The organism is Vibrio amylolyticus, assembly GCF_023145695.1.
GTDB lineage: Bacteria > Pseudomonadota > Gammaproteobacteria > Enterobacterales > Vibrionaceae > Vibrio > Vibrio amylolyticus.
This window is the reverse complement of the sequence record NZ_JAJHVV010000001.1, coordinates 147,429-159,165: the sequence shown is the minus strand read 5'-3', so window position 1 is coordinate 159,165 and position 11,737 is coordinate 147,429. Positions and strand designations below refer to the sequence as shown.

The 11,737-nt window shown below is 44.4% G+C and carries 12 protein-coding genes; 1 reads left to right on the top strand and 11 read right to left on the bottom strand.

The window, feature by feature from the left end; all coding sequences use genetic code 11:
• Positions 1-49 precede the first annotated feature (49 nt).
• From cspE to KP803_RS00670, 11 genes are all read right to left on the bottom strand, one after another.
• A complete protein-coding gene (gene cspE / locus KP803_RS00720) occupies positions 50-259 on the bottom strand; it encodes a transcription antiterminator/RNA stability regulator CspE (RefSeq protein WP_017033441.1) in 210 nt (69 codons plus the stop codon).
• A gap of 319 nt (positions 260-578) precedes the next feature.
• Positions 579-3,407, bottom strand: a complete 2,829-nt coding sequence (locus KP803_RS00715) for an Hsp70 family protein (protein WP_248006913.1) — start codon at positions 3,405-3,407, stop codon at positions 579-581.
• Positions 3,408-3,458: 51 nt separating this feature from the next.
• The gene (locus KP803_RS00710) at positions 3,459-5,414 is read right to left on the bottom strand and encodes an Hsp70 family protein (protein WP_248006912.1); all 1,956 of its coding nucleotides are present in this window, start codon (positions 5,412-5,414) and stop codon (positions 3,459-3,461) included.
• Positions 5,414-6,046, bottom strand: coding sequence for a DUF2760 domain-containing protein (locus tag KP803_RS00705; RefSeq protein ID WP_248006911.1), 633 nt, complete (start codon positions 6,044-6,046; stop codon positions 5,414-5,416). Before KP803_RS00705 ends, KP803_RS00710 begins: the two co-directional genes overlap by 1 nt.
• Positions 6,047-6,679: 633 nt before the next feature.
• Complete coding sequence (locus tag KP803_RS00700) at positions 6,680-6,973, bottom strand: nucleoside triphosphate pyrophosphohydrolase family protein (protein WP_248006910.1); 294 nt, start codon at positions 6,971-6,973, stop codon at positions 6,680-6,682.
• A 27-nt stretch (positions 6,974-7,000) separates the two neighbouring features.
• Complete coding sequence (locus tag KP803_RS00695; RefSeq protein ID WP_248006909.1) at positions 7,001-7,681, bottom strand: outer membrane beta-barrel protein; 681 nt, start codon at positions 7,679-7,681, stop codon at positions 7,001-7,003.
• Positions 7,682-7,693: 12 nt separating this feature from the next.
• The gene (locus KP803_RS00690) at positions 7,694-8,131 is read right to left on the bottom strand and encodes a hypothetical protein (RefSeq protein ID WP_248006908.1); all 438 of its coding nucleotides are present in this window, start codon (positions 8,129-8,131) and stop codon (positions 7,694-7,696) included.
• A 2-nt stretch (positions 8,132-8,133) separates the two neighbouring features.
• Positions 8,134-8,547 (bottom strand): hypothetical protein, encoded by a 414-nt coding sequence (locus KP803_RS00685; protein WP_248006907.1) that lies wholly within the window; start codon positions 8,545-8,547, stop codon positions 8,134-8,136.
• Positions 8,548-8,549: 2 nt separating this feature from the next.
• Complete coding sequence (locus tag KP803_RS00680; RefSeq protein ID WP_248006906.1) at positions 8,550-9,344, bottom strand: hypothetical protein; 795 nt, start codon at positions 9,342-9,344, stop codon at positions 8,550-8,552.
• A gap of 161 nt (positions 9,345-9,505) precedes the next feature.
• The gene (locus KP803_RS00675) at positions 9,506-9,964 is read right to left on the bottom strand and encodes a hypothetical protein (RefSeq protein WP_248006905.1); all 459 of its coding nucleotides are present in this window, start codon (positions 9,962-9,964) and stop codon (positions 9,506-9,508) included.
• A 10-nt stretch (positions 9,965-9,974) separates the two neighbouring features.
• Positions 9,975-10,301, bottom strand: coding sequence for a hypothetical protein (locus KP803_RS00670; RefSeq protein ID WP_248006904.1), 327 nt, complete (start codon positions 10,299-10,301; stop codon positions 9,975-9,977).
• Between the two features lie 477 nt (positions 10,302-10,778).
• On the opposite strand from KP803_RS00670, the gene KP803_RS00665 reads away from it, so the two are divergent.
• Positions 10,779-11,504, top strand: a complete 726-nt coding sequence (locus KP803_RS00665) for a hypothetical protein (RefSeq protein WP_248006903.1) — start codon at positions 10,779-10,781, stop codon at positions 11,502-11,504.
• The last annotated feature ends 233 nt before the right edge of the window (positions 11,505-11,737 follow it).

Here is an 11,737-nt window from a genome sequence, read left to right as displayed (position 1 = left end):
AAAGCAGGCCTAAGCCTGCTTTTTCAATATTCTGTCAAAATCGACAAGCTTATAGACAAACAACGTTTGCAGCTTGAGGACCTTTTTGACCTTGTTCAACGTCAAAAGAAACCTTTTGACCTTCAGCAAGAGTCTTGAAACCGTCAGAAACGATTGCACGGAAGTGAACGAATACGTCAGCACCGCCGTCGTCTTGAGAAATAAAACCGAAACCTTTAGTTTCGTTGAACCATTTTACGTTACCAGTTGCTTTAGACATGATGTCTCCTTAATTTTCAAAATAATTCGCAAATAATGCAGTTGTAGCCAATAGAATTATTTATGTGGTGTTGCGATATATGGAAGGAAAGACTCCATGAACAAGCTGGTAAGCGGATGCTCGAGGATTTTCAAATACATAACACGTCATTCATATAAATAGGTCTGATATCAGGCCGAGACGAATACTAGCACACTAAAAAATAATGTGGAGCGTTTCTTTGAAAGAAATGGCAAAAAGCGTTTTGAGTGCTGTGATAATGGGCAGTTGCGTAATGTTTGGCCAAAATAAAGAGGCTTTATTTTGGCCAAATCTACTCTTATTTTAGTAGTCGAAGTCCATGGGGAAGAGCATCGCCAAAAACACGTTTTGTTTCATTCTCAGAGAGCTCTGTAACGTCGTTGACAAGCGCAATCCAAGACTCCGGAACCTTGCTGGTTTTTAGCTTATTGAGAACCTGAGCTCTAAAGTCATCTGAGATGTCAAACTGACGATCACCTGTTTTACGACAAATCATTACTGACGCAAATGCGATCATTGGCTCTTTTTGCCAGTTTTGCTCAAGCAGTGTTGGTAACCATTGTTCCGCTTGCTCACGTGGAATGACGGTGTGCTGGCTTCCATAAAGCGGTGTTCGCGATGCCAAGCGCGCGACGGCCCACCAATGAGCTTGTTCAAACTGACCATGATTCATTGCTTTACTAATAAACCAGTTCGTCAGTAGAGCTTTATCTTCAACCTCTAAATGTTCTAGAGAGGCAGAAAGGCGCACCATCGATTCATAGCCATGATCTTGTGCCACTTGAGCGGTTTTAGGGTTTTTCATCGCACCTGGGTGAAGGTACTTTGCAATATCCGCCAGAATCGTCTCTTGCTGTTCTTGGCTCAGCCCACCAGCGACTCGTCGCCAGAATACCCACCAGTCAGTCCAACCTTGATGGTTTTTAAACTGTATATTCTGTTGGTACAAAGGCCATATTTGGTCCATTCGCCACGAATCTGTTGCGTCACCAAAGCCGGGTCTCATCGAAAATCCAGTAAGTCTTAACCAATTCTTTTCATGCGCTTCTGAGCGTCTTCGGCGTTTTTTACCTTGAGCTAAGCTGTCAAACAGATGTCTAAGCGTAGAAAAATCCCATTGGTCTCGTTTCCCTAACGCTTTTTCAAGACTTTTAGTCAGCGTCTTGATCTCTTTGCTATCCGCTGTTTTTTTGTTTCCGCTGTATAGGCGCGTAATTAACTCTTTCGATTCCAATAACCTTGGCGAAATCGTGTTTTCTTCGTTCTCTCCCGCAGATTGGTTGCGTACTTCGAACTCCAAGTTCCAACGCTTACTGTTTTCCGTAGCAACGCATTCTAGCTGTAGAGTACCAACCTCTGTTAACTGGCAAGCGAGCTGTACTTCGACACGTTCTTTTTGGTTCTCGTGTAACGCATCCGTTTGCTCGCCCTCTAGCGTTGTGATGTAAGGGGGCAGTGGAAAAAACAGATCGGAATCCACATCGACCAAGACACCATTTTGAACTTGTGTATTGTTAGCGAGGGTGTCGTGAGTAGAGGTGAGCAGATTAAAGCGTACCGGCTCGCCAAGCGTTAGTGAGAATTTACGACCGCTTAATCGGATCTCTTGTCCTTCTTCAGTGCCTTTAGCTAGAAGACACAAGGCTTGATTCTGCTTGCTCTTTTGCTCTAGATGCAAAAAGTAGGAACGCGCGGAACCACCTCCAATCTTAAGTTGAGCACCGCGTCTGGCTTTGGCAAATGCCACCGCACCTAGCGCTACTGATAAATCAGGGTGTGGATTATCAAGCAAGGTGATTGAATCGCCTCGCCATTGATCCAATAGTGACGTCATTCGTTGAGTGACCAGTTCACTATTAAAGACACCACCATTTAGTAGTAACGCAACAGGAATGGCGGGTTTAGAATCTGAGTTTACTTCCTGGCTAGAGTCACAACGGGCCAGAGCCGATCGTGAAACTTGCTGATGTTGAGACAAGAATTGCGCCAAGTGTTTACTCACCGCAGGGTCTGAAACGTAGGGTAGACCGAATTCAACGACCGCGCTGCGTCGTTTATCAGGCGTTTGCGAAAACTCACTGAGTGGGAAGAAGCCATCCAGTGCGATTTGATGAACTTCTTGCTTCGTCAGGTTTACGCTTTTGGTTCCACCTAAAAGCTTTGACCCACTGCCAAGCATAGTAATTTTCATTTCTTCAGGAGCATCGGCTGAAAGAAGTTGCTCTTTTGCTCTGCGTGTCTGTTGAATTAATTTGGTTAAGCTAGCAGCGGTAAGTTTCTTGGACTGATTGAAACGTTGCTCGGCTAGGTGAGCTAAGGCTAAGTCAAGGTTATCTCCCCCAAGCATTAGGTGATCGCCAACGCCAATACGGTTTAACTCAAGCGGGGCATCATTGGCTAACTTTGCTTCAATAAGACTAAGGTCAGTGGTACCACCGCCGACATCACAGACTAGGATAAGTGGGAGTTCTTTCAGCTCTTCGTCCGCTGTTTCTTTGTGTCGAGAGTGCCAGTCATAGCAAACGGCTTGAGGCTCTTCGAGTAAAATGATTGAATCCAATCCAGCCAGTTTAGCGGCCTCGATGGTGAGCTTACGAGCAGATTCATCAAATGACGCTGGCACCGTTACCACGACATCTTGGTTCTCAAGTGGGTTACTTGGGTTGCGGTGATTCCACGCAAGACGAATATGATTTAGATAACTGGCACTCGCAATAACTGGCGAGACCTTTTCCACGTCTTGAGCCCCCGCCCATGGGAGAATGTCAGATTGACGATCAACGGCTTGATGAGACAACCAACTTTTAGCACTGGCAACTTGTCGGCCTTCTACTTTTGCGCCAAGGTCTCTGGCCCATTCGCCAATAATGACTTGCTCTATGTCACCTTCAACTAGGCTCTCTTGCCAAGGTAATGTTAAGTCCGAAGTGGATATTTGACCTGCAGCAGGGTGATAGCGAAAAGAGGGAAGGAGAGGTTTTCTAACGACTTCTCCGGGGCCAACCAGCTGGTCGATTTCAAACAAAGAAACGGGAGCTTGCTCTAATTGGTCGCCATTTTCACAATAAGCGACGACGGTATTGGTGGTACCTAAATCAATACCGACAAGAAAACGAGAGGATGCCATGTGCACACCTTAGATTGAAAAAACGGCATCCTATTAAGATGCCGATTGAATTTACACAGTTAAGTCATTTGAAGCAGTGTCTTCTCGCACGTCGAATTCGACATGCCACTTTTGCCCATTATCTGTCGCAATCGCTTCAAGGTATAAAGTGCCGAGTTCAGTCACTCTTGATACTAGTGTAACGGGCACAACTTCACCTTCACGGCGCCCTTCAGAGACGGGAAGTGTCACTTGAATCTCTGGAAGCTCTTCAAGATCACTCGGTGCCCAATGATCAAGGTGTGTTCCTGCTTCGTCATCTCGTCGAGTGGTAGAGCCAAAGAATTGGAAATGAACCGGTTGACCAATAACTAGACCAAACTCTTGACTTGGAACCTGTGCTACTGAGCCTTCTTCCATGCCAAACGGAGCAATACAGAGTGCTTCAAGTGGAGGAGCCATACCTGGAATAGCTGGCATCGAGCTTTCAATTCCGACGTAGTAACTAGACGCGATGCCACCACGAATACGGACACCTTGGCCGTGGCGAACACAACCGTAGTAAGCTGCACCACTGGCTACGGCAAGGTCTAAGTCCAATCCAGACAGTGATTTTGCTTGTGCCTGTTCAGCAGTCGTTAACCATGCATTGATGGTATTGCGAAGACGATCAGCAAGTAGTTGTGATTTTAAAACGCCGCCGTTAAATAAGATTGCCGTAGGCTTAATAAAGTCTTGAGCAACAGGCGCACTTTCCATTCCCGGCATTCCCGCCATATTGGCGAACGGATCAAACGCTTGCGCTGCAGGTTGATTCACGTGGTCGTTTTCACCGCTAAGCGCATTGGCTTGCTTAGTTAAAAACGCGGCAATATGGCGCGTAATACCCGCATCTTGTGCGTAAGGCAGACCCATCTGAGTAAGTGCGCCGCGAGGTTTTTGTACTGGGTGCTCAGAAACGTGAATGCTTGGGAAGAAGCCATCAACCAGAGTTTGTTGTACTTCTTGCTGTGTTAGCTCAGTTTTTAAAGTTGCACCAAGAAGCTTAGAACCTCGGCTTGGTACGACGATTGGCACAGATTGTAGCTCTGCATCGTTAAGAAGCGCTTCTTTAGCGTCGCGGCAAGCGTGTGTCATCGCTTGAACCTGCCAAGGAGCAAGTTCTTTACCTTGTTGAGCGAGTTTCATTTTTAAGCGATAGGCGAGGGCGAGATCCATATTGTCACCGCCAAGCAAAATATGCTCACCAACAGCAATACGATTAAGTGATAGGTTGCCTTCATCTTCGGTAACTTCAACCAAAGATAAATCCGTTGTACCGCCACCTACATCGACAACAAGAACAATATCTCCAACCGTAACTTGATCACGCCAGGCATCACCGTTGTTGTTGATCCATGAGTAAAGCGCGGCTTGTGGCTCTTCTAAAAGCGTTAAGTGCGCGAAGCCAACATTACGGGCGGCTTCTGCGGTGAGATCTCTTGCCGCAGGGTCAAAAGAAGCAGGAACGGTAATCGTAACGTCTTGCTCTGATAATGGTGATTCAGGATGAGTATGATCCCAAGCCTGTTTCAGATGTTCTAAATAAAGTTCGGTAGTACGAAGCGGTGACACCTTATCGACATCTTCTGGGCTACCCGCAGGCAGAAACGCGTCACGTCGGTTTACACCGCCATGGCATAGCCAAGATTTCGCGCTCGCAACCAAACGAATTGGCGTTTTTGATCCTAGGTTGCGAGCAATCGCACCGACAAGGGCGGTTGGCTCTGTTGACCATGGAAGTACACGTGATGCCGGGTTCATTTCATGCTCATGAGGCTGATACAAAAATGAACCTAACTGGTCTTTAGATTCAACCGTACCAGGTGCGGTTAGCTGAGCAATCGGCAGTACCTTTACTTCTGGCTGTGCACTTGGATCATTTTGATCGGTATTTTCTGTGTAAGAAAGCACGCAGTGGGTGGTACCTAAATCGATACCAACGCTAAACTTGGTGTTTCCTTGTTGCGTTTGTTCTTGGTTTTCCATTACAGCTCAACCTCTGCAGGAGCAATAATTGACGCATCGTAGTTTTGAGCAAGCTTAGGCAGTGTCATATCAGTGGCTTTCCAACCTTTATGGACTAGAGTGCCTGTGAATGGCGCAGAGCCTGTCACGTTGCCTGTTAAACGGACTTGTTGAGCGTTGAAGCCTTCTTCAATGGTAATGCGAGTCTCTTCTTCTTCACTGCGGATAGAGGTAAGAGATACGTAGTCGTTCAGCACTTTTTGGCCACCGGTATGAATAACACGAGCGGCAGCGCCTACTTCTTCATCCGAGAACGAAGTAAGATCTTCTTTTAAGAAATCGATTAAGCGAGCTTCTTGCTGCATGATTGATAGCAATTGCATTGCAGAGTCTGTTGATGCAGTCGCAAGCTTTGATTCCACTTCAACGACTTTCTCTACTACTTTTTCAACTTCGACAATCTTTTCGATTTCAACGATTCTTTCTACTGGTTTTTCAACTTCGACGATTTTCTCAACCGGTTTCTCTACTACTTTTTCAATCACTTTAGATTTACGAGAAACAGCGATTAGCAGTAATAAAACACTCGATGCAGCAAGACCTGTATGCAGCATGTCGAAAGTTTGAGGAATCATATTAATATCAAAGTTCATAACGAATTCTCTTTGGTGGTTATATTTAAGGTGACACTTTCACCTTTGGCCCTTGTTACCCTTACCGTTCTATATGTTTAACATTAGTAGGTTAAACATAATCGCGTTTCTAACATATTACGTAAGGGTAGAATCATGCCGAATGTATGTAGTTAATGGTGGCGGATATTATCACATTCAAGCTTTTTGGCGCGACAAAACGCAGGATAGACCAGTGATTCGAGCTTAGGTGGTGGGTTTTTAATCATTCAAGCGGTAAGAATCAACTCAAGTTAGGGTGCTTGCCCGTCGTAAATAGGAGATCATTGGCTTGAACTTGACGAATACTGAAGGCAGCTAACAGAAATGCAGACTACCAATCGGGAGAAGAGTTCTGGTTTACGCTGATGGTATGTACGTCGAGTTCGATAATTTGCGAGGGACACTGGCAAACATTCCTATATTGATGGCGTGGAACACGAATGAACATAAACACAATGGCGGACTCTTTCGACAATCTTCCAAATTAATCTCGTACAGTTTTTGATTTCGTCGTCATTGCGCCAGTGCTGTTTTTCAAGAGCCCTGGCGTTTTTGTTTTTACTGGGTAATCAGAGTTGGATTAATGGCTAGAGCCAAGGTTAGCTGTGAGTATCAGATATCATCAGTGAAATTACGTTTGTGGCTATCTATGTATTTTTCTAGGCGAACAAGCTTTTTAAGTCTAATGTCGTCCACAAGTGTTTCACCGACAATTAAACGAAGTTGATCTGCCATTAAAGTTACGTTTGCCACTTCTTCTGCGACTCTCTCGATAGTTCCTCGGTTATAATTGTAATAACGAGACAAAGCTTGGATCAACTCTACGCAGTCATTTTTTGCTTTCTCTATCTGGACTCTTTCGCCGTAGTGTTTAGTGGCTTTTTCGATTATCTCTTTACTGCTCATCTGGGTGCTTAGATTGTTGTTCATAAGTTAGTTGAATTTATATCCAATGGTAAAAGTTAGGCCACTAAGATCCACGTTTGGTACACGGGAGTCTTGAAATGCAATATCAAACTCACGCAGTTTGATCTCGCCAAATACTGCACGGTCACCCGTGGTTAGCTCTGCTCGAACGCCAGTGCCCACTGAATACCCGATCCCGCTTAGATCTACGTGATCCAGGATTGCATAAGTTAATCCATAGGAGTGTGCCGCAATACCACTAATCGAGCCTTCACTTGCAACGACACCTGCTGTGCCAAAGGGTTTAATTTGTAGGTTACCGAAATCCAATGCATAGCCGACCTCTCCTTCTATATTGAGGGCCCCACCATCTACTTTTAAGCCCGTGGCTATGTCCCCTGCGTAGGAATCGTCACTCCATCGGTATGAACCATGAGTTGTGCCACTGGCTTTATGGTTAATCCATTCTATGTTTAGCCCTACAATGTGGTTAATATCGTACCCGTAGGTAAAGTTCACCGCGTCCCCTTTAGCGTTGGTGGTTATTGGCTCCAATGCTTCTTCGCGGGTTCCGTCTGAAATGATAGGAGTAAACGTGTGCGTGGCATCGATTCCGTTAGAAAAGCCAATACTTATCCTATGCCCTGAAAAATCTTCGGCATGAAGGTTAAACGTTGTTAAAAGTGCTAATGCTAGTATCTTTCTCATGGTTTGCCCCTATCAGCTGCAGACGTGCTGTGCAGAGTAAATAAATTCACCTTGATCATCGTGATAGTTGTAATCAACCCGCACTATATCGATGCTACTCAATGCGCTTATTAACTGCTCCCATTCAATATCTAAGCAAAAGCTTTCTAGTTGATACTGTAGAAAATTGATAGAAGATTGCAGTTTGATGATCTCTTGTATGGTGGTACCAGTGCTTGCCATTACAATTTGGTTGTCAATGGTGGCGCTAAGGGTAAACAACAACGTTGAGTCTTCCTTTATAACGTGCAGATCATCTAGGTGAGTGATGCTATCTACTTGTCCTCTGTTGTCCGCTAAGACCGAATTCATGTATTTAACTTTGCTATCAGCTGCATCAAAATCTGATGGATTACTGTCTTCGCAGCCGGCAAGAACTAGGGCGATAGGTAGTGCGATTAATTTTTTCATTGTTAGCTCTTGAGGGGGTCTAAGGTTTCTGCCGATGCGCATGATTGAGTCAGTAACCCTCTGCGTTTGTTGTAGTGGCTAATATCATTTTGAATTGAACGAGGTGTTTCTAGAGAGAAGTCGCTTTTACGCACTCTGCCGTCTAAAAACATAAGCTTGCCTGATACATGTCGTTGGAACGTATCTATGACAACATCAGGTGACAGACCGTAGTTAACAGCTTGTCGATAATGGTCCACATGCTTTTGAGTCCAAATAGCCGCTTTTTCTTTGTCATTGAGCGAACGCTCAAAAGACAGAGCGATAACGCCTGCTTGATTCATGCAAGATATTGACTTGTCAGCTTTATCTAAATCCAGAGCAAAGATCGGGAACGACGGCAGAGTGAGTAGTGATAGTACGATTAGTTTTCTCATGGTTAGTCCTGGTTTTCCTGAATAGTTGCGTATCTCAGTGCTTCTTTTATGTCGTCATATGCACGGCCATCGCGATAGGTCATGAACTGCCTGTTTCGAATCAGGTTAGGGTGAATATCCACAAAGCGGTTGCCGTTACTGTCTCTTCTAATGCTCAGGTTTGAGATGGTTCCAGCATCGCTGTAAATCTCTCCTCCGTAGACATCGAGACAGCGAACACCAAGTATTACCACCGGGCCTTCATTTAATAGCTCAATTGAGCCGTCAGGAAACATCAAGTAACCCACATCGTCATCATGCTCCCCATAGCCATTAAAGGGATACTGGTTAACCTCACACTTGTGGGCATGAGACATGATCCAATCTTTTCTCGGTAATGTGCCTGACCAGCGCTCTATCTGACGAACTTGTGTTGCATCGTGATTTGCAAATGAGTATTGAGAGAAGGTTCTTGTTAAACCCTCTGACTTAACCACAAAGTCTGGGAAAACAGGCTCAATAGTGACGTTTTCCTGCGCATACCCACCAACACTTGCAGACTCAATACCGTTACAGGCATTCACTAAGAATTCATAACTAACGCGGTAGTACTTCTCGCCATCTCTATTGGGCTGGTCTTCCCACTGACCAGTACGCTTTACAATACTGTTGTTAGAGCAGTGGTTAGGGTTTGGTTTTGCTGGTGCTGTAGGCGTCGTGGGTGTAATGCTTTTCTTGTGAGAAGGAGTAGATTTCGCGCCACCACAGCCAGCAAGAGTTAGAGCTACAACCATTGATAATACGATTCGTTTTTTCATTGTTTTAGCCTCAGTACCGCACATGGACGGTTAGTTCATTGTTCATTGGAAAAAACGGCCTTCGCTACGAGATACGCGGTAGACCATCCGCTTTTACCGATCAGTCTCGCCATATTCGCTAATTCGATAGGACGGTGTTGTGGCCGATTGATGTCCAGACTTTAATAACCATTGTCTTCCCCGGCTTTTATCCACTTGTGGTTAGGTATTGAGATACGAACGCTGCAATCACCTTCTACCACGACACTGCTTTTATTCACGCTGAGTACTCGGTATTCATCACCCTCAGTGAAGTGAGTTACACCGTTCTCTTCGTGCTCAGCGATAGCGGTGATTAAGTCACCGAGTTGAATGTGGCCTTCAATTAATGCCAATCCATCTTCGTAGTTGCCTGAGTCGTATTGATTGAGAATTAAGTCCTCGGTTTCGTCGAATGAATCATCAATATCGACTTGAATCGCGACGTTGAATCTCATGTCGAGAACATCATCAATCACGTTGACTGTGACGATATTGCGCCCATCTTTAATGGTTTCCACTTTTGCAATTTGACATCTAAGGACTTGAACCGTTTGGTAAATACGGCCTGTTTCTATGTTGAATGTGTCGTTTACTTGCATCACATTTTCCTCACAGCATTTTGATAAGGCTGATTAGCGAAACAACATTCATCGCAATAAAAAGGGCGAGGTAAACGCGTTTAGCACCGGCACCTATTCGAGTCTTTGATACTGAGGTGGTCAGTGCACCAATGACGATAATCGTCCAGGCGATTAGTGCAGTGATGCCTAAATTAAGGGTTTGTTTTAAGCCAAGATAAACTTCCATAGCATTATGTAAGGGGGAGGCAGAGATCCCCCAAGCAACGTTGACTGAAAGAACCATGAGGATTCTTGATAACGTCCTGTCGTGCCAAGGAATTGAGTAATACCGCTCTTTTCGCTCTTGGGAATTCATATTAGTTAGTCTTAACCTTTTGTATTTAATTCTATTTTTGGTATTCAGCTTTCGTTTTTATCGACTAAAAGCTCTTGTTTGATGGGCAATTTAAAGCAGACGAGAGATGTGAACGAGTTAGAAACTATTCGATATGGATATAGGTAAGGGGTGTTTGTGGGAGTTAAGTTTTTAAGATCACAATAAGCGTAATGAAAGGAAAACTAAGACGAGATAGGAAGGTTCGAAGAGAAAATATGCCACGTCTCTGAAACTTTGCTTTGTCCGAGAAAGGTGAAATCTACGGTCTAGGATCAATGGAACGAACGATAATTATTACTTTATTGTATCTCACTGAGTGTAAGTGTTTGATTTTAAATTCTCATGATGACCTATCCGAAAATCGAATAGGTTCTACCTTGAGACAATATGGAGGACGAATATTATGCCTAGCAACTCCTAAGGGGAAACCCCCACAACTAAAAAGGCATATAAACAATGAAGAAATCAATTCTCACATTATCGCTACTCTCTATTTTCTCTTATAGCGCTATTGCAGATGATTCGACACAAAGTAAATGGAACTCAGGCGTAGAAGTGGATCAGAAATTCCGCACCTCTACTGACAAAGATGATAACACCAAGAAAGCAGGTGATGCTATTGGCGCAACGGGTCTTAAATTATTCACATCATTTGATATTGAAGATGCTGGAACTATTGGCGCTTCTTATAAGCGTGCAGGGGATAATAACGAACTAAACCTGAACTACACGCACGGCTTTGAAAACTTCTGGGTTAAAGGTGAAATTGAAGATGTCTATAACAAGGATAAAGACCATACGTTTAAGGCAGGTCTAGGTATTGGTACGTCTTTGGGGGCGTTTGACCTAAATACTCGATACCGTCGTGATTCTGGTTACGACGATAGCAAAACCGGCGGCGAAGCATTCAAAGATGGCTCTAAAATCGACCGCTTTGACTTTGGTGCGGGAACACAGCTAACGGAAAATGTGTACTTAAAAGCTAACCTTATAGACCAAACGCAAAGGAATAAATCTCATGTTGGTGCAGGTGCGAAAGACAACTTCCAAAACTTTGAACTGCGCGCAACATTTGGTGGCAGCAAGTACATCCAGCCATACGTAGAAATTGCGAATGAAGGGAACTTTGCTAACGACAAACGTGAGGACTCAGCCAAGATCGGCTTTGTTCTTCCGTTCTAGTACCGCGAGCACTACTTTTTTCATAACTGCTTTTTCAAAGGCCTCTCGTAGTTAGTGAGAAGGCCTTATTTTCCAGAAAATTCATTCTATACCGCCATTTGGCAGCCCCTTTGAACTTTAGGGGCTTTTTTTGCATCAATGAATTTAAGAGAAACAGCGGATTCGTTGGAGCAATTGCCCAAGAAAGCTTACCCACTATAGTGTAAATGGGCAGGCTCTGTATTGGGTTACAC

Coding starts and splice junctions, on each gene's coding strand:
- cspE (WP_017033441.1), bottom strand. CDS start 259: ATGTCTAAAGCAACTGGTAACGTAAAATGGTTCAACGAAACTAAAGGT.
- KP803_RS00715 (WP_248006913.1), bottom strand. CDS start 3,407: ATGGCATCCTCTCGTTTTCTTGTCGGTATTGATTTAGGTACCACCAAT.
- KP803_RS00710 (WP_248006912.1), bottom strand. CDS start 5,414: ATGGAAAACCAAGAACAAACGCAACAAGGAAACACCAAGTTTAGCGTT.
- KP803_RS00705 (WP_248006911.1), bottom strand. CDS start 6,046: ATGAACTTTGATATTAATATGATTCCTCAAACTTTCGACATGCTGCAT.
- KP803_RS00700 (WP_248006910.1), bottom strand. CDS start 6,973: ATGAGCAGTAAAGAGATAATCGAAAAAGCCACTAAACACTACGGCGAA.
- KP803_RS00695 (WP_248006909.1), bottom strand. CDS start 7,681: ATGAGAAAGATACTAGCATTAGCACTTTTAACAACGTTTAACCTTCAT.
- KP803_RS00690 (WP_248006908.1), bottom strand. CDS start 8,131: ATGAAAAAATTAATCGCACTACCTATCGCCCTAGTTCTTGCCGGCTGC.
- KP803_RS00685 (WP_248006907.1), bottom strand. CDS start 8,547: ATGAGAAAACTAATCGTACTATCACTACTCACTCTGCCGTCGTTCCCG.
- KP803_RS00680 (WP_248006906.1), bottom strand. CDS start 9,344: ATGAAAAAACGAATCGTATTATCAATGGTTGTAGCTCTAACTCTTGCT.
- KP803_RS00675 (WP_248006905.1), bottom strand. CDS start 9,964: ATGCAAGTAAACGACACATTCAACATAGAAACAGGCCGTATTTACCAA.
- KP803_RS00670 (WP_248006904.1), bottom strand. CDS start 10,301: ATGAATTCCCAAGAGCGAAAAGAGCGGTATTACTCAATTCCTTGGCAC.
- KP803_RS00665 (WP_248006903.1), top strand. CDS start 10,779: ATGAAGAAATCAATTCTCACATTATCGCTACTCTCTATTTTCTCTTAT.